Origin of the sequence: Pseudomonas sp. PA-1-3F (genome assembly GCF_021609665.1) — a bacterium.
Classification (GTDB): Bacteria; Pseudomonadota; Gammaproteobacteria; order Pseudomonadales; family Pseudomonadaceae; genus Aquipseudomonas; species Aquipseudomonas paracarnis.
The window spans coordinates 74,517-91,806 of the sequence record NZ_WJZD01000022.1 but is presented as its reverse complement, the minus strand read 5'-3'; the positions used below and the strand labels follow the sequence as shown (position 1 = coordinate 91,806).

Annotated in this window: 11 protein-coding genes; 5 read left to right on the top strand and 6 right to left on the bottom strand. The window is 59.8% G+C overall.

Annotation, left to right across the window (positions count from 1 at the left end; all coding sequences use genetic code 11):
• Positions 1-15: 15 nt before the first annotated feature.
• Complete coding sequence (locus GIV26_RS17155) at positions 16-6,957, bottom strand: dermonecrotic toxin domain-containing protein (RefSeq protein WP_236281625.1); 6,942 nt, start codon at positions 6,955-6,957, stop codon at positions 16-18.
• A gap of 158 nt (positions 6,958-7,115) precedes the next feature.
• Here GIV26_RS17155 and GIV26_RS17150 point away from each other — a divergent pair, with 158 nt between their 5' ends.
• Positions 7,116-8,384, top strand: coding sequence for an Hsp70 family protein (locus GIV26_RS17150; RefSeq protein ID WP_054896375.1), 1,269 nt, complete (start codon positions 7,116-7,118; stop codon positions 8,382-8,384).
• A gap of 564 nt (positions 8,385-8,948) precedes the next feature.
• Here GIV26_RS17150 and GIV26_RS17145 read toward each other — a convergent pair.
• From GIV26_RS17145 to GIV26_RS17135, 3 genes are all read right to left on the bottom strand, one after another.
• Positions 8,949-9,962 carry an AI-2E family transporter gene (locus GIV26_RS17145; RefSeq protein WP_003188124.1) on the bottom strand — a complete coding sequence of 338 codons (1,014 nt, stop codon included), beginning with the start codon at positions 9,960-9,962 and terminating at the stop codon, positions 8,949-8,951.
• Positions 9,963-10,138: 176 nt separating this feature from the next.
• The gene (locus GIV26_RS17140; RefSeq protein ID WP_072445911.1) at positions 10,139-10,438 is read right to left on the bottom strand and encodes a PsiF family protein; all 300 of its coding nucleotides are present in this window, start codon (positions 10,436-10,438) and stop codon (positions 10,139-10,141) included.
• Between the two features lie 71 nt (positions 10,439-10,509).
• Positions 10,510-11,298 (bottom strand): AraC family transcriptional regulator, encoded by a 789-nt coding sequence (locus GIV26_RS17135; RefSeq protein WP_034125676.1) that lies wholly within the window; start codon positions 11,296-11,298, stop codon positions 10,510-10,512.
• Positions 11,299-11,396: 98 nt separating this feature from the next.
• On the opposite strand from GIV26_RS17135, the gene GIV26_RS17130 reads away from it, so the two are divergent.
• Positions 11,397-12,287 (top strand): DMT family transporter, encoded by an 891-nt coding sequence (locus GIV26_RS17130; protein ID WP_034125675.1) that lies wholly within the window; start codon positions 11,397-11,399, stop codon positions 12,285-12,287.
• A 97-nt stretch (positions 12,288-12,384) separates the two neighbouring features.
• Entirely contained in the window at positions 12,385-12,915 is a 531-nt protein-coding gene (locus GIV26_RS17125; protein WP_034125674.1) for a ferritin-like domain-containing protein, read from the top strand.
• A gap of 113 nt (positions 12,916-13,028) precedes the next feature.
• On the opposite strand, the gene GIV26_RS17120 is transcribed toward GIV26_RS17125, so the two are convergent.
• Complete coding sequence (locus GIV26_RS17120) at positions 13,029-15,095, bottom strand: AsmA family protein (protein WP_236281623.1); 2,067 nt, start codon at positions 15,093-15,095, stop codon at positions 13,029-13,031.
• A 357-nt stretch (positions 15,096-15,452) separates the two neighbouring features.
• Here GIV26_RS17120 and GIV26_RS17115 point away from each other — a divergent pair, with 357 nt between their 5' ends.
• Entirely contained in the window at positions 15,453-15,773 is a 321-nt protein-coding gene (locus GIV26_RS17115) for a hypothetical protein (RefSeq protein ID WP_003188116.1), read from the top strand.
• A 151-nt stretch (positions 15,774-15,924) separates the two neighbouring features.
• Positions 15,925-16,557: a TetR family transcriptional regulator gene (locus tag GIV26_RS17110; protein ID WP_003188114.1), complete on the top strand. Its 633-nt coding sequence runs from the start codon at positions 15,925-15,927 to the stop codon at positions 16,555-16,557.
• Between the two features lie 5 nt (positions 16,558-16,562).
• On the opposite strand, the gene GIV26_RS17105 is transcribed toward GIV26_RS17110, so the two are convergent.
• The gene (locus tag GIV26_RS17105; RefSeq protein WP_060764595.1) at positions 16,563-17,069 is read right to left on the bottom strand and encodes a C40 family peptidase; all 507 of its coding nucleotides are present in this window, start codon (positions 17,067-17,069) and stop codon (positions 16,563-16,565) included.
• Positions 17,070-17,290 lie beyond the last annotated feature (221 nt).

Sequence of the window (17,290 nt, the reverse complement as noted above, 5' to 3'; positions counted from 1 at the left end):
CTTACTCGGGTAGGATCAAGCGAACAGGTTTTTTATTGCTCCCTCAGTGTACTGATAATCCATGCGCAGCTCGGCGCCCGCGGCAATCTCTTCAGTGGCAAATACCGCCGTCAGTATCAAATTCTCGCGTTTGGTTCGCGCACCTTCCCCTACCCCCATCCAACTGTCTGCCTCGACGTTGAAGCCCACCGCTTCAACGTTGTAGCCACTGGGGGCCTGGCGCAACGGTTTGCCCTGGGCGTCATACTCGAAGAGGGTATTGATTCTGGAAATAATATTATCCCCCGACAGGTGGATCGGCTCTTCCACCAGGGTATTGCCCCTCGCGACCTCCTTGCTTCCTACCCTCATGGTGTACGTCTGCCCGCTGGGTCCGAAGATCCCCATGGGCAATACCGTTCCGCCGTACACGCCGACGATTTCGCCCTTGGCGATACGCCGGTTGGCAACCACCATGGCCTGGCCTATCAACGCGCTTTCACCGGGCGCTTTCATGTCCTGGGCCGTAAACGAACGTAGCTGGAGTTTCTCTTCATAGCGTGCGCCCACCTGCTCATAGCCCTGAAATTGAATGTAGGGCTTGATCTGCTCCGAGGTGTAGCGCACACCGGGATCTATCGTGACCGCTTGCTCCAATTCGCGAATGCGGATCGCCCGGCCTTGATAGTCCCTGAGCGGGTATTTGCCGTTATTGGCACGGTTATAACTGCCGATGCGATTGGGGCTGGCCGTAAAGTGGATATCGCGACGCATATGGCGCAGTTCCTCCGCCGTGTAGGGCGTTACCGGCATGGACTCCGACGCGTCGAAAAACTCATCGTCGGAGCCCTGCGGCTTCATCCCACCCGCCAAACCCCTGCGCTTCCAGACCCCATGGATATCGGGCTTGGCTACCACACCACTGCTGACCAGCGCCAACGGGTTCTGGGGTGCCTGCACCCGCAAGATGTAATGCTCGCCATCGCCAGCATCCGGCATGCTCGCGACAAAATACTGTTTGCCGTTGAAATCGATGGCTTTAGCCTCAGACAGTTGCAGCTCCTGACCCACAGGCTCCACCAACACTTCAAGGCTCGCAGTGGGCATCAACGCCTGCGCCACTTCATCGCGGGACAGGGTTTGAATCAGCTGTGCTTCTTCGATTGCAAACTGCCCCTGCAGTGCTTCGGCCTCACCGTCGAACACCGCCTTGGAGATTGCACCGGACTCGAAATCGCGCAACAACGCATTCATTTGTTCGTGATGGGGTTGGTTCTGCGCCTCGAACCGCGAGCGGTATTTGTTCGCGATGTAGTCTTGCCAGAATTCCCTGGCGAGCATGGCTTGAAACTCATGCACCGAATTATCCAGGCCGATCACCTTATCGTACGCAGCATCCAGCATCGCCTGGCTGACGTTGCCGAAACGAATGAACCTGGTCTGCTGCGCCTGGCCAGGCAAGTCAAGCCGCTCTTTAAGGCCGTAACGATAGGCCAGCCTGATTTCCACTTCTTCCAGAGCCCTTAGAGCGTCAGCCTTCTGCGTCGCCGTCAGGTCTTCGCGGCTATTGATCGCAGTCCGGCGCTGGTCGATATCCGTAAGGGCGATCTTTTCCACTTCCTCCAGACGGAACAAGCCCCTGGACAGCTTCACCAGCGCGGCGCCCTGAGTCGAATCCAACGCCTGGGCCTTGGCATTGCTGGTCATCAGCAGGATTTCCAGATTACCGAAGGTCAACGCGGCACGGTCGCAACACGTCGCCTGGCCCGCCCATTCGAACATCTCCTTGCGCAGCTGCTCCGACTCGGCGCTGTGGCTGGCAATCGCGTCGATCACCTCCCACACCCGCTGCTGCACATCCTCATATTCAGCGGGCGCCACGTTCAGGTCTCTGAGCATGTCGAAAAAACCGTCCGAGCCTGGCAGTGCACGCAGGGTGGACCATTGGCTTTGGCGCTGGGCAAGCTGCTGCGTTGACAACCCTCTGGCCCAGCGCTGAAACGGCGCTGAGTCGCCAGTAACGGCCTGCGGCACAGCCACCTCCAGAGTGCTGCGCACCAACCTGTTGGCCACTCGCTCCGGGTCGGTAAGCCGACGGTTGTAATCGGCGATTCGCGCCTGAGTTTCGGCGGACAAGGGGTTCAGGCCCAGATCAGTGACGCTGGTTACCCGCAGGGATTGCGCCAACGCCTCGTCCGAGGGGGCAATCAGCGCATCGGGCAGCGTTGAAATCCGACTGTCCCTCAGGTACACCGCATCCAGGCTGGGCTGCGCCCCCAGCCCGGTGGGAAAGGTTTCAATATGGGTGTTGCCCATCCCCAGCGAACGCAAATCCGTCATCTGGCTGAAATCCGGCGCGATATCAAGGGGGTTTGAATTGAGGATCAAGGCTCTGAGGGTGCTGCGTGACGCCAGCATCGCAGCCGACTCCGGGTTCAGGCGAATCTGGTTATTTTGCAACGACAGCCGGGTCAGGCCATGCATCTGCCCCAGCGCCGGCGGCAACTCGCGCAACTGGTTGCGCGACATGTCCAGCCAGCGTACGCCCTGATGGCGAGCGAGGAACCCCTCAGGCGAAGTACTGAGGTTCATGTTGCTCAGCTTGAGTGAGCCTACGTGGCTGAAGTCCGCATCCAGGTCGGGCAGGCTTGGCAGCGTCAGGCCGCTGAGGTCCAGCTCCAGGCCGAAGGGCTCGCCGTCGTTGGTGAGCTGTTGCGGGGTTTCACGGCGCCAGCAGCGCATGATGCGGTTGTGCGCCAGGTTGCGATCACGCAGTGACGCAGCATCGGTGGCGCGCTCCCCCACGCGCACATAGCGCTGGCGCTCGCCGCCGCCTGAAAATGCCCACGCGTTCAACTGCCTGAGCAGCACAGAAAACTCCTGCCAGCGCCGGTCCAGCTCGGTATCGGCGCCTTCGCCCCAGCTCCAGACAAGCTCCCGGGCCTTTTGCAGGGAATACTCGGGGTACATGTGCTGCACCATTTCCAGGCGTGGGTTTCTGCTGTCAAAGGCGCCATCGAGAGCGCCTGACACAAGGTCGGGGCGTGACTGGTTCACGTCCTGCCAATACTTATCGAATGTTTCCCAGTAATCGTGTGGGAAGCGATTGCCATCAAGCAAGGTGACGTTATTGATCCGCACGATCGTTTCCAGTTGATCTGCCGGCGGAACAAGATTGTCCTGCGGTACCTGCAGCAGTCGATTGTGACGTAAGTCGACGCGCTCCAGCCCAGTCTGCGTCCTCAACCCCGAAGGCCAACGCTCGATTCGGGTGAACGATAGATTCAGCGCTCTTAAATGCGGCATACCGCCGAAATCAGGCAATGTACCCAGCGGATTTTCCGAAAGATCCAGCACTTGCAAGGCATCCAGAGCACTCAAGCTTGCCGCGCTACGCTCGCTCAGTTTCAGTTCATTGGAGGGCAGTTTCAACGACGTGAGCTGCTTCATATCGCCGATCACCGCCGGCAACTCGACCAACTCGGCACCAGTCATGCTCAGGCTCTTGATATGCGTGAAATTTTCTAGGAACAACGAGCTGGAGTGCCCCTTCCATGTGAGCCCCGATAACGCCACTTCCTGGACATGACTGAAGTCGGCCTTCAGCGGCGGCAAATCCACCCAACGAATCTCGTCTTTTGAACGACGGATATTCAACTGGCTTCCGGTCTCGCGACGCCAGCAGCGTTTGATTGCATCACTCACACGCCATTCGGCGCTGTAGTACGCCAGGGCATGTGGCCCTCTGGAGCGAGCCCACGCTTTCAAGGATTTTTTCAGGTGGTGGTATTCCAGCTCACGACTGGCCAACCCGCCTGGGACATCTTCGCCCAGCGACTGAATAAACGCCGTGACTTGCTCCTCAGTGAACGATGGATACAACCGGCGTACCCGCTCTGCCGGAGAGCGCAGCACGTTAGCCGCCACCCTTGCCATATGCCGAAAGCCCGGAGCGCCGCCCATCAAGCGGACCATCGGATCGTACTCGGGCTTGCGCAGCGGTTGGTCCTCCAGCACCGTGCGCAACGCCTGGCGCGAAAGAGGGTTGCGTTGAATCGCCTGCTTCAATTCGACCGCGCTGCCCAACCCGAGACGCTGACGCTCATCGGGCGCGAGTTGCTCCCAAATGGCGCTGTAGAAATCGCCGGGCATGGTTGCCTGGAACTCACCGCTGTCCAGCAGTATCAGGCTGCGCTTGTGCGGGAAGTCGGGGGAGCCGATGGCGTCCATCAGCGTGCCCTCGGCCGAGTACTGACGCAACTCCACCCGCGAGCCACGGTGCCAGCCCGGCAGGGTTTCCAGGGTGCGCAAGGCCAGGCGCTGACTGTCGAGGTGGGTCTGAGTGTCCAGGTGCAGCCCTTCGTAGGCGCGCGCCACGCGGGTTTCCTGCGCGCACCATTGAGCCTGCGTGGCCAACCGGTCAGGCAGGCGCCCGCTGCTGCGAAAAGCGGTCAGCTCATCCACAGCAGCGCCTTGCAGCAAGCGTTCGGCGGCCAGCGTCGGCAAGGCCGGGTAGGTATCCAGCACGCGTTGCACATCGGCGTCTGGCGTTGGGTTCAACGCACGGTAACGCTCCTCCAGCAGCGGTCCTTTGAGGCTATCAACGGCATCGCCAAGGTACTGGCGCAGCTTGGCGGCGCGAACGTCCAGTGACTCTTCGGGGCTGCCGGGGAATTCCTTGAGCTGCGGGTCGACGCCTTGCAAGGTGTACAGCAACTCCCTGAGTAAACGGCCCTGGGCCATGGCGGTCTCGGTCAACACCATCACGCGCTTGGGCAATAAGGGCGACGCATCGGCGCTTTCCCACACGACCTCGCCCGTTGGGCCGATGACTTTCAGCGCTACGCCATCAGGCAGCAGGCCGCGGCGTTGAAGCAGGTCAAACTGCAGTGCCGGTTCGGCCTTCTGGTAGACCAGCGGGTCACTGCTTTTGATTTGCTCGACAAAGGTAGTCAGTTGCTGATGCAGCTCGAAGCGCTTGATGGTGTCGTCAAGCAACAGCGGCAAGGGTTCATGATCGACCGCAACCTGGCGCAGAGCGTCAGTTTCGACGCCGCTGATACGCAACGGATCCGCCTGCTCGATCAGCCCGAGGCGCTTGATCAAGGTGGGCTCGTCCCAGGTCAGCGGTTCTTCCAGCTCATGGGTCCACACCCCGTTATGGTTGTGTTCCAACTCCGGCGCGTAGGCGTCGGGGCGAGTCGGGTGCTGAATACGGTACTGGCCGCTCGGGTCTTGCTTGACCTGGTAATGCGTATCCTCAAACGACACCCATTGCTGACCGGCATGATCGTACAGGCCCAACGTATTGGGCTTGACCTCTGGCGCCGGTTTGGTGGTAGAGGCATAGGGCCTGAGGTCGGGGTTCCACAGTACCTGCTTGCCCGTGGGCAGCGTCACCGGTTTGAGGTGATCCACTGCGCTTTGCCATTTGACGGCGGGCAGCACCTTGGACCCGGTGGCGATGAACGCTACGTTCAGGGCTACCGATGCAAAATGCGCCCACATCTGGCGGGGCTCGCCTTGATCGTAGGCCTCGATGCCTTCAAATACTTCGTAGCACATCTGCGATGCGCCCACGGCCAACATGATCGGGCCGAGCCCCGGCACCACGAACGCGGCGAGATTGAATACGCTGACGGCCGCCTCGAAAAAGCCTTCCAGGCGTTCAAGCCGGGCCTTGCGGTCCTCATCCTCGGTGGGCACGGCCACTGCGCGTGCATCGCTCAAGATCTTGCTGATATGCGCTTGGCGACTGCGCTGCCACAGCTCACCGGCAAGGGCGAACTCTTGCATAGGCAAGCGCGCCAACGGCGTGCGCAACGGGTAGTCCGCGCCGCCATTGCCGTTACTGGCAGGCTGGTACAGACGGTTGAACCGGGTGAAGAACCCGCCTTGTTCGCGCACCGGCACAAAGCGGCTGAAGAAGCGCCGGTACGATGCGCTGTGCAGACGGGTACGCAAGTCGGCCATGAATTCGCCACTGGACGCATACTCCTTGAGGGGCTGTTGCGGGTCGCCGGGGATGTACACCACCAGAGGCTCGGGGCGGTTGGTGTTTTGCCGATCAGGGCCGATCAGCAGCGGCCCCACCAATACGCTGTCGAACACGTTGAGCGCGGTGTATGTCACAGGCTTCCCGGCCAGTTTCGGCGTGGCGGAGCCCGTGACCACATTCTGGAGCATCTGGCAGGCGTCGGCACTGAGCGGTCCGGTGCTTTGCAACCGGGCAATATCGATGCACAGTGCCAACTGCTCGCGTTGATGCTCTTCCAACAGCTGTTCAAGCGCCTGGCGTTCATCCGCGTCCTGGGGCTCTACAATGGCCTTGATATGCGCCTGATAAAGCGCGCCAAGGTCCAATGTGCGGCAAAGCCTGGCGAAAGCATGGGGCGTGATCGCCACCGCCTGTGCCTGGACGGCCGCGAAGGTCGCAATGATGTGGGGGTTTTCTAGGTTGAAGGTGGTGATCAGTTGGCAATCGGTGCACGACGACGGCTGCTCTTCATCGGCCTCGAAATTGGCCAGGGCTGCTTCCAACAGGGAAATGCCGCGATACCTGTAGCTCAGTGACGGGTCGTTTTGCTGCTCGAAAACAAAGGCACCGTAGAAGTCATCGCGAGCACCTTTTGAGCCGTATTTGCGCACGAAAAATACATTGCGCACATCCAGTTCCAGGTTGAATTCTTTCTTGATCGCCTCTTTGAGCGGCTGTTCGGCGAAGGCCAGGACGTCTTCAATCTGGCCCAGGTGCTCTTCAATTGCATTGAGCGTTTCGCGAAAGCGCGTGTGCCGGACAGCCAGAGTGGTTTTGTCTTGGTGAGTGGCGGCCAGGTACCAGGCAGGAATATCCATCTCGTGCGTGCCTAGCTCTTGCTGGCGTTGCGGCGAGCCTTCCATGAACCAGTTCGGCACGCGTTGTTTGAGAAAGTCGTAATGCACGCCGCGCAGGTCGGCGTTGAAGGTTGCATCAGGCATAGCGATTCGTCCGTGAGGGCAGTAAAACCCGAGCCTAACCAAGCCCCTGCCGGTTCAAGACGTAGCTATATAGCGCGAATTTACGGATCGCCGGTCTACGCATCCGCTCGCGAGTGACATACACTGCGCGGCCGTTTTTTGCCCGGAACCTGTAAGACATGAAAAACGAATCTCCAGCCCGTGCCTGCGGCATCGACTTCGGCACGTCCAACTCCACCGTCGGCTGGATCCGCCCCGGCGAGGAGACGCTGATCGCGCTGGAGGACGACAAGATCACCCTGCCGTCAGTGGTGTTCTTCAACTTCGAGGAGCGCCGCCCGGTATATGGTCGCCTGGCGCTGCACGAATACCTGGAGAACTACGAAGGCCGCCTGATGCGCTCGCTCAAGAGCCTGCTGGGTTCCAAGCTGATCAAGCACGACACGAGCGTGCTCGGCACTGCCATGCCCTTCACCGACCTGCTGGCACTGTTTATCGGCCAACTCAAGAGCCGCGCCGAAGCAAACGCCGGTCGTGAATTCGAAGAAGTGGTACTGGGCCGCCCGGTATTCTTCGTCGATGACGACCCGATGGCCGACCAGGAAGCGGAAAACACCCTGGTGGATGTGGCGCGCAAAATCGGCTTCAAGGACATCTCGTTCCAGTACGAACCGATTGCAGCGGCGTTCGACTATGAGTCGACGATCGAGAAAGAAGAGCTGGTGTTGATCGTCGATATCGGCGGTGGTACCTCCGACTTCTCCCTGGTGCGTCTGTCGCCGGATCGTCGTCACAACGACAATCGCCAGAGCGACATCCTCGCCACCGGCGGCGTGCACATCGGCGGTACCGACTTCGACAAACAGCTCAGCCTGCAAGGCATGATGCCGCTGTTCGGCTACGGCAGCCGCATGAAGAGCGGCGCCTACATGCCCACCAGCCACCACATGAACCTGGCCACCTGGCACACCATCAACTCGGTGTACTCGCAAAAATCCCAGCTGGCCCTGGGCAGCATGCGCTACGACATCGAAGACACCGGCGGCATCGACCGCCTGTTCAAACTGATCGAACAGCGCGCCGGGCACTGGCTTGCCATGGAAGTGGAAGAAACCAAGATCCAGCTCACCCATCAAGACAGCCGCCACGTGCCGCTGGACCGCATCGAAGCGGGCCTGAGCGTAGACCTGAGCCGCGCACTGTTCGAGTCGTCCATCGACAGCTTGCTGGAACGTGTACGCGGCAGCGTCACGCAGTTGCTCAACGACGCCTCGGTGAGCGTGGCGCAGGTGGACACGGTGTTCTTTACCGGCGGCTCCAGCGGCATCCCGGCGCTGCGCCACAGCATCTCTGCAATGCTGCCGAATGCGCGGCATGTGGAAGGCAATATCTTCGGCAGCATTGGCAGTGGTTTGGCGATTGAGGCGAGCAAGCGTTACGGTTGCTGAGTTGTAGCTGACACCGTGGCGCCCCCACTTGACGGTAACCACGATGCGAAGCGAGCCGCTTTTGATCTTGATCTGCTTTTGATCTTAGGCGCCCCGTTAAACCACGCTGGCCGGAATTCGACAGGGATTTGGGGGTAAACCGGCAGGGATGCCGGTTTAGCCGCCCCGCGCCATGGATGGCGCGTGGCGGCGGCCCCCCAAATCACTGGCGAATTACGGGCACACCGAGCCCAAGCGAGGTGCCGAGTGGTGGGGCAAGAGCGTTTTGCTTACTTTTGTCTGGGCCGGCATTCCGGCTTTTCAAAAGTGAGACGCCGTCAGGGCGTAACCCTAAGCGGCCGTTACCTAAATAACGGATATGTACGCGGTCAAATCCAACATCCCGGTCGGCTGTCAGGCCGCCTTCGCGAGCAAGCCCGCTCCCACAGTTTGATCGCGGGGCGTCAGATAGATAGGGGCCGGCTGTGAGGCCGTCATCGCAGGCAAGCCAGCTCCCCCAGGTGATCGCATTTCAACGTGGGAGCGGGCTTGCCCGCGATGGCGTCAGCCCAGGCGACACAAGGCTTAAACCATCCCACCCAGCTTCAGCTCGCTCTTCAGATAGGCATAGTAAATCGGCCCCGCCACCACCCCCGGCAGGCCGAACGCTGCCTCAAACACCAGCATCGCCAACAACAACTCCCATGACTTGGCACTGATCTGCCCGCCGACGATTCGCGCGTTGAGGAAGTACTCGACCTTGTGGATCACGATCAAATACCCCAGTGCCGCCACCGCCACCCAGATCGACAGCGACAGCGCCACGATGGTGATCAGGGTGTTGGAGATCAGGTTGCCAATCACTGGCAGCAGACCGAGCAGGAAGGTCAGCACGATCAGGGTCTTGGTCAACGGCAGGTGAATGCCGCATAACGGCAGCACCACTGCCAGGAACACCGCGGTGAAGGCGGTGTTGAGCGCGGCGATCTTGATCTGGGCGAACACGATATTGCGAAACGCCTGGACCAGCAGGTGCAGGCGGTCGAACAGCGCGGCGGCCAAGGGTTTGCGCTTGGTCAGGTCGGGCACGCGCTGCAAGGCGATGATCGCACCCAGCACCATGCCGATCAGCAAGGTGACGAACATGTGGGCGGCGTCTTTGCCGACCAGTTGCAGTTCGCTCAAGTGCTTGCTTAGCCAATCGCCAATGGCCACGCGAAACTCCGCGGCGCTGGCGGGCAAATAGGCGTCGATGGACGGCGGTAATTGACCGCGCGCGCGGTCGACCACGCCCATGAATTTGTCCAGGGAAGCCCCCGGGTTTTCCGCTTCGTGGAGCAGGAAGCTGATGGCGCCAGCGAAGATCAAGGCCAACACGCTGACGATCAAGGTGCCCAGCAAGGCCACCGCCAGCCAACGCGCGCGCCGGCCTTCGATCAGGCGTTGCAGTTGAGGGGTGAGCATGTTGACCAGTTCATAGACCAACAGGCCGGCCAGCAGACTGGGCAGCAATTTCAGCGGCAGTACCAGCAGCAACCCGCCGAAAATGATGATGTAGCTGGACAGCAACAACACATGACGCTGAGAAAACGTTGGCATACAGCCTCAAAACAAACGGCGTTGAAGGATGTTGTAGGAGCGAGCTTGCTCGCGAAAAACGCAAGAGCGCCTCGTTTAGTCAGGGCGCCCGTGTGATCGTTCACGTTTTCGCGAGCAAGCTCGCTCCTACAAAGGGGCTGTGTGCGAGTGTCGCAGCCTTCTATGGCCCGGGGCTATTATTTCTTCAGGCAGGTGCTCATGAATGTCTTGCGCGCATCACCGGTCAACGCCTTGGTTTTCGCCGACGCATTGCAGTCTTTCATCTTCTGCTGCTGCGGGGTCAGGGTCTTGGCGTCGTTGGCGGCAGGTGCCGACAGGCAGGTCTTCATGAAGGCCTTACGGTCATCGCCCTTGAGCGTCTTGGTGGTGGCCTCGGCATTGCAGGTGGTCATTTTGTTCTGCTGGGCAGTGGCGGCAAAACCCTGAGCACACATCAGCAGGCCCATCATCAACAACGGAATACGCAGCATCTTCATGGAGTTTTCTCCCTGTTACCGTGCCGACGGGCACGACCTACAGCGCAGTGTAGTCAAAACCTGTTACAACTTCACCGGCCACGAATATTCGCCCGCCGGTATTGCTCCGGCGTGCAGCCGGCGTGGCGTTGGAACATGGCGATAAACGCCGAGGCGGTGCTGTAGCCCAGATCAAACGCCACGTGTTGCACACTGCGGTCGCTGTCCAGTGCCTCGATGGCCGCCAGGTAGCGCAGGCGCTGGCGCCATTCGCCAAAGCTCATGCCCAGCTCGCGCACAAACTGGCGCGCCAGGGTGCGCTCGCTCACATGCACCTGCTCGGCCCATTGCGCCAGAGGGCGGTTGTCTCCCGGCTCTGCCTGCATGCCCTCCAAGACCCCAAGCAATCCCGGGTGGCGGGCGTAGGGCAGGAAGCAGTCGTGGACCGGCGCCTGCCTGAGCTGGTCCACCAGCACCTGGGCCAGGCGGATGTCGGCGTCGGTGCGCGGTGCATTGACATCGCGCAGGGCGAAATCCTTGAGGATCGCCTTGAGAATGTCGCTGATCGCCAGCGTGCAAGGCTGCTGTGGCAACTGCTCGCACAGCTGCGGCGCCAGCCCTACGGAGTGGTAGACAATCGCCTCGGCATTGTAGGAGCTGTGCTCAGTATGCGGCGGCACCCACACCGCGTATTGCGGTGGCGACATGAAGCGATTGCCCGCCACTTCCATGCGCATCACACCGCTGGCCGAGTAATCCAGCGAGCCCCAGGTGTGCTGGTGCGGGGTGCATTCGGTGTCCGGGGCAAAATCGGAATACCGAAAGTACACCGGGCTTGGCAGGCGGGCAAAATCGGGCAGGCGCACGGTATGTCGGGACATATTGTCTGGATTCAGCGCTCAGTTGTCTGGATCGCAGTATAGGCTTCGATCCAGACAGAGGATAATCCTGCCTCGTCAACACACTGGATTTCTTTTCAATGCAATACGCGTATCCGCTGCTGGCTATCTTTATCTGGGCCGGCAACACCGTGGTCAACAAATTGGCCGTGGGCTCGATCTTCCCGGCTGAAATCGGCTTTTACCGCTGGCTGTTCGCTGCGTTGCTGTTCACGCCGTTCATGCTCAAGCCGGTGATCGCCCACTGGCCGCAGATCCGCCCCAACCTGGGCAAGATCTTTATCCTCGGCGTACTCGGCATGGCGGTGTATCAAAGCCTGGCCTACTACGCCGCAACGCTGACCAGTGCCACCAACATGGGCATCATCCTCTCGCTGATGCCACTGATGGCGTTGACCGCCGCGATTATCAGCCTCGGCCAACGCCTGACCTTTGGCGCGCTGACCGGCGCGGTGCTGTCGTTCGCAGGCGTGGTAGTGGTGGTGTCGGCCGGCAGCCTGGGCGCCTTGCTGCAACATGGGGTCAACCTGGGCGACGGCATGATGCTGGTGGCGACCCTGGCTTATGCGGTCTACAGCACCCTGCTGAAAAAATGGCAACTGCGCCTGCCGCCCTTGGTGCTGCTGTATTTGCAGGTGCTGGTCGCGGTGGTGGTGCTGCTGCCGCTGTATCTGTTCTCGGCCAAGGCCGGTTTGGGCTGGGCGAATATTCCGCTGGTGCTATATGCCTGCCTGCTGGCTTCGATGCTGGCACCGCTGGCGTGGATGCACTCGGTCAAGACCCTGGGGCCAAGCCGTACCACACTGTTTTTCAACCTGCTGCCGTTGATTACCGCGCTGATTGCAGCCGTGGTGCTGAAGGAGGAGTTGGCGCTGTATCACCTGGTGGGGGGCTTGCTGACCCTGGGTGGAGTAATTCTGTCAGAGCGTTGGACCACACCGGTCAGACGCCCTCAGGACACATCCTGTTAAATCCGATAAAACTTTTCGCCTGGCCCGGGACTCACAACCAATAGCGATCACGCCGGCAGAGCGTGGCGTACAACCGGATTAGCCCCAGGAGATTGAAATGACTGAAGCACGATTGACTGACGTTGCAACCCTGCGCAGCCGCGCCCGCCAGAACGTCGAAAACGGCGCCGTGACCGAAGGCTATGACGCCGACCGCGAAGAAATCATCCGCCTGCTCAACGAGTCGCTGGCCACCGAACTGGTCTGCGTGCTGCGCTACAAGCGTCACTACTTCATGGCCAACGGCCTCAAGGCCAGCGTGGCTGCCGATGAGTTCCTGGAACATGCGACCCAGGAAGCCGAGCACGCTGACAAACTGGCCGAGCGTATCGTGCAACTGGGCGGCGAGCCGGAGTTCAACCCCGACCTGCTGTCGAAAAACTCCCATGCGCAATACGTGGCGGGCAACACCTTGAAGGAAATGGTCTACGAAGACCTGGTGGCCGAGCGGATCGCGGTAGACAGCTACCGCGAGATCATCCAGTACATCGGTGACAAAGACCCGACTACCCGTCGCATCTTCGAAGACATCCTGGCTCAGGAAGAAGAACACGCCGACGATATGGCGGATATTCTGCAGGATCTGTAATAACTAACACCGCAACATCCCCCTGTGGGAGCGGGCTTGCTCGCGATAGCGTTGGATCAGTTGATAAATCATTGACTGATACTCCGCTATCGCGAGCAAGCCCGCTCCCACAGTTACTTCACGGTCTTGGGCGCCTTGCCTTCCTTCATCTGTTGCAGCAACGGTGCGCACTCATTGGGCTCGCCACCGCTTGGGGCAACCAAGGCGAGCAAGCCAGCAGCAGGCCCGGCGATCACGCCGAGGGCGACCATGCCCGCACCGCGTAGCGCCAACGGAATGGCTTTCACGCCAGCATTGGGCTTGATGAAAGGTCCATTGACGTAGAGCGGTGAACGCAGGGAGAACAGGCGAAAGCCCTTGGATTCCGGCGTGATGGTCAGGTCCAACTGCTCGGTGGCCATATTTGCGGTGCCGTCGATGTAGATGATCGCGTTCTCGGTATCGAACACAAACAGCCGCGTGGTCGCCAGGCCCGTCTTGATGCCGAAGTCCGCCGCTGCGCAGTTAATCTTCACTTCCTCGTCGCCGAACAGACGGCCCACCACGTAGTTGCCCACGTTGAGCCCTGCGATTTCCATCAGGCTTCGGCTGATGGCGCCATCGTTGATGAGCATCTTCAGGTCACCGTTGGACGTGCCCAACAGTGCGGCCACCGAGTTGCCGCGCCCGGAAATATCGGCATCGCCGTTGAGTTCACCGAAGCTGGTTTTCATCGGTTCGAAAGTCGGGAACAGCTGCTTGAGCTTGAAGTTGCGCGCCGTCAGCCTGGCGCGGCCCTCCATCGGCGTAGTGCGGCCGTTCAAGCGAATCTGCGCATCGAGCTTCCCACCGGCCACGCCAAAGCGCAGGGGTTCAAGGCTCAGTTGGCCGTCGTTGAGCACCAGGTGGGTGTAGAGGTCGGTAAAGGGCAAGTCGGCACTGTGCACGATACGCTTGCCGGTGAACTCCACATCGGCATCCATCTCGCGCCAGCGTTCGGTGCGGAACTCTTCAACCGGCAGCACTTTGGTCGCCGGTTGCTTGCTTTCACCGCCACGGGCTTTTCGCTCGGCATTGGAATCTGCGCCAATCAGCGGCGCCAGGTCATCCATCAGCAGTTGGTTGGACACCAGCGCGCCGCTGAGCTTGGGCCGTGGCTGGCTGGCAACATAGGCCAGGTCGCCGTGGATGTCGCTGTTGCCGATCTTGCCGTTGAAGTTCTCGTAGCGAAAGGAGGCGCCGCTGGCCTCATGCAGTTTGGCGATCAGGTGGCCGTCAGTGGAATAGGCCGGCGAATCCGGCAGGGTCACGCCGGTCAACGGATAGAGATTGCCCAGGCTGCTGCCCGACAGTTTCAGGCGCAGGTCCAGGGCACCGAGGTTCAGCGGGTCGGTCAGGGTGCCGGCCAGGGCGATGCTGGTGTCCGCGATCTTGACTTGGGCTTGCAGCGGGAACGGCTTGGCCGCGTCCTGCAAGGCCAGCAAGCCACCGATCTTGCCCGTGCCCGCGAGTTTTTGGCCGTGGTACTGGCCTTTGACCTTGAGGCCGAACGCGTAGTCCTGGGGCGCCGAGCCTTTTTCCAGGGCTTTTTTGGCATCGGCATCGCCGACGATTTCACCGAAGGGAATCGGCTTGCCCAGCGGGTCGATGATCACATCCAACTGGGTCTTGAGGCTTTGATCGTCAAGGGTCACATGGCCTTTGTCGAAGCCGATGGCGCCAATATCCACCACCCAATTGGACGGTTCGGCGTTGGGGTCCTTGGGGTCGAACTTGAACGTCCAGTTGGCGCGGCCATCAGCCAGGCGCTGCAACTGGGCACTGGGTTCGGTGAGGTCGATGCGCGGGATCACCACACGCTGCACCAGCAAGGCCAGGGGCGAAATGCGCAGCTCAACCTTCTTGAGCGTGACCATCTGCGGTTGTTTCGACCAATCGGGGTTCCCCAGAGTCAGGTCTTCGGCAATCACATGGGGCCACGGCACCCAGGCGCGCCAGCCGCCTTCATCGGGCTCACGCTGCCACACCACGGCGAGGTTGCCGTTGATGGCGAACGGACGATGCAGTTCTTCGGAGACCTTGGCATTGAGGGGCGGCTTGATGCGGTTCCAGTCGAAGAACACCAACACCAGTACCACGATGGCAATCAACAGAACGAAGCTGGCGCAGCTCCAAGCGAGAATTTTACGAGTGCGCGTCATTGCACAGGACTCCTGAATACGACTGGCTGGGCAACAGCCTTTTAAACAGCTTATAGGACTACGACTGGCAAAGTGCCTGGGGGTTTAACGCAACCGCGGATTTAACCGAAAAAAGCGATTTTCCTGATCAACCAGACAATTTTCCCCATCGACGACGCACCATTGTTACCCAGGCTCGTGTCGAAAATACCCACATCGGTGCAAAGCCGCGGGCTTGAGAGGCTCGATCTAGAGCCTCCGGCGAGAACAATCAATTCTGTTGATTATTACCATTGTGTTTATGAACTTTTATATCGACTTATCAAGGGTAACATTTGCCCTGTACCCACTTTATCGCCCTCCCTAGGAGCAACCATCATGAAACGCCAATTACTCGCTACCGTTCTGTTATCTGTCTTGGCTTCCAGCGCTTTTGCCCTGCCAGCTGCCGAACAGGCCACCCCGCAGAATAAAGCTCAAGCCGTGCAAACCAGCCAAACCGTGGCTCGCAGCGGTTCGCAAGAAGACGAAAACCGTGATTACGCCAAAGGCGCCGTAGCTGAAAATGGCTACAACCGCCTGCAAGAGAAAGGTCTGGTCGAAGGCGGTGCTGAACAAGCCAACAAACGCGCCTACACCGAAGGCGTTGCTGAAGGCGGTGCCGACCGTCTGCAAGAACTGCATCAAGCACAGAGCTAAGCCTGTGGTGGCCCAGAAAAAAGCCCGATCTGCCGATCGGGCTTTTGCTTTTATATAGAACGCGTCACGCCCCGCCCCTGCCAAGTTCGACGCCGGCAAAGCGCTTTTGCTAGAGTGCGTCGCTGTACTTGCCGACAAAGCTCATCCGCTCATGCTGCCCCGCGCCGAACAGAAGCAACAGACCCGCCTCGCCCTGATGGACGCAGCCCGCCATCTAATGGAGTGTGGCCGTGGGTTTGGCAGCCTGAGCCTGCGCGAAGTGGCCAAGACCGCGGGTATCGTGCCCACCGGTTTCTATCGTCACTTTGCCGACATGGACCAACTTGGGCTGGTATTGGTCAGCGAGGTCGGCCAGACCTTCCGCGCCACGATTCGCCTGGTGCGCCACAACGAATTCGTGATGGGCGGCATTATCGATGCATCGGTACGCATCTTTCTCGATGTGGTTTCGGCCAACCGTTCTCAGTTCCTGTTCCTGGCTCGCGAACAGTACGGCGGCTGTCTGGCCGTGCGCCAAGCCATCGCCGCCCTGCGCGAAGACATCACTCGCGACCTGGCCGCCGACCTGACACTGATGCCCAAACTTCAGCACTTGGATGCCGAAGGTTTGCACGTGATGGCCGACCTGATCGTCAAGAGTGTGTTCGCCACCCTGCCCGATATCATCGACCCACCGGCCCACGCCTTGCCGGCCCACCTTACGCCCCAGGCGAAAATCACCCAGCAACTGCGCTTTATCTTTATCGGCCTCAAACATTGGCAAGGGCTGGGCAGCACCGAGTAAGTCAATCAACCCGCCGTGTGGAACCGTTTGGCGGTGGTGTAGTGCTTGTTCCAGTAGCTATTGCTCAATGAATCGATACGGATGGTTTTGCCGGTACGCGGCGAATGGATGAATTTGCCCTGGCCGATATAAAGGCCGACATGGCTGACCTGGCCCCGCCCGTTGCCTTTGAAAAACACTGCATCCCCTGGCTTTAAAGCACTGCGTTTGATGGTCGCCGCCGATGAGCGGTGCATGGCGGCAGTGGTGCGGGGTAGCTGGATATTGGCTTGGGTCTTGAACAAGTACACCAGGAAGCTACTGCAATCGAAGCCCTGCTCTGCCGATGTGCCGCCCCACTTATAGGGCGTACCCAGCAACTCATGGGCGCGATCAATGACATCGTCGATAGAGGCCGGCTTGATGCTTTGCAGCGAAGAGCTGAAGGTGGCGCGGGGTTGAAAATTGGCCTTTGCCGATGAAATAAAGCAGGTCAGGCTGACAAGGCATACACAAAAAATTGATCGAAGCATGATGAACGTCGCGGTGGAATTAAACAGGCCGCATAGCCTAAAGAACCCGCAGGTAATTTCATGAGCTCCAAATCCTGATGACTCGTAGGAAAAATCCTAAAAAAACACCAACAAAGAAAAAGATGAAAGAAACTTCATCAAACTGAGCGGCGCCATCAACGCAGAATGCCCTTCCCCGGTGCTATAAACCTCGGCACGCACCAAATTGATACACGCGCGGA

What these genes read in the sequence shown, in the direction of transcription:
- GIV26_RS17155 (WP_236281625.1), bottom strand. Translation starts at nt 6,957, where the DNA reads ATGCCTGATGCAACCTTCAACGCCGACCTGCGCGGCGTGCATTACGAC.
- GIV26_RS17150 (WP_054896375.1), top strand. Translation starts at nt 7,116, where the DNA reads ATGAAAAACGAATCTCCAGCCCGTGCCTGCGGCATCGACTTCGGCACG.
- GIV26_RS17145 (WP_003188124.1), bottom strand. Translation starts at nt 9,962, where the DNA reads ATGCCAACGTTTTCTCAGCGTCATGTGTTGTTGCTGTCCAGCTACATC.
- GIV26_RS17140 (WP_072445911.1), bottom strand. Translation starts at nt 10,438, where the DNA reads ATGAAGATGCTGCGTATTCCGTTGTTGATGATGGGCCTGCTGATGTGT.
- GIV26_RS17135 (WP_034125676.1), bottom strand. Translation starts at nt 11,298, where the DNA reads ATGTCCCGACATACCGTGCGCCTGCCCGATTTTGCCCGCCTGCCAAGC.
- GIV26_RS17130 (WP_034125675.1), top strand. Translation starts at nt 11,397, where the DNA reads ATGCAATACGCGTATCCGCTGCTGGCTATCTTTATCTGGGCCGGCAAC.
- GIV26_RS17125 (WP_034125674.1), top strand. Translation starts at nt 12,385, where the DNA reads ATGACTGAAGCACGATTGACTGACGTTGCAACCCTGCGCAGCCGCGCC.
- GIV26_RS17120 (WP_236281623.1), bottom strand. Translation starts at nt 15,095, where the DNA reads ATGACGCGCACTCGTAAAATTCTCGCTTGGAGCTGCGCCAGCTTCGTT.
- GIV26_RS17115 (WP_003188116.1), top strand. Translation starts at nt 15,453, where the DNA reads ATGAAACGCCAATTACTCGCTACCGTTCTGTTATCTGTCTTGGCTTCC.
- GIV26_RS17110 (WP_003188114.1), top strand. Translation starts at nt 15,925, where the DNA reads ATGCTGCCCCGCGCCGAACAGAAGCAACAGACCCGCCTCGCCCTGATG.
- GIV26_RS17105 (WP_060764595.1), bottom strand. Translation starts at nt 17,069, where the DNA reads ATGCTTCGATCAATTTTTTGTGTATGCCTTGTCAGCCTGACCTGCTTT.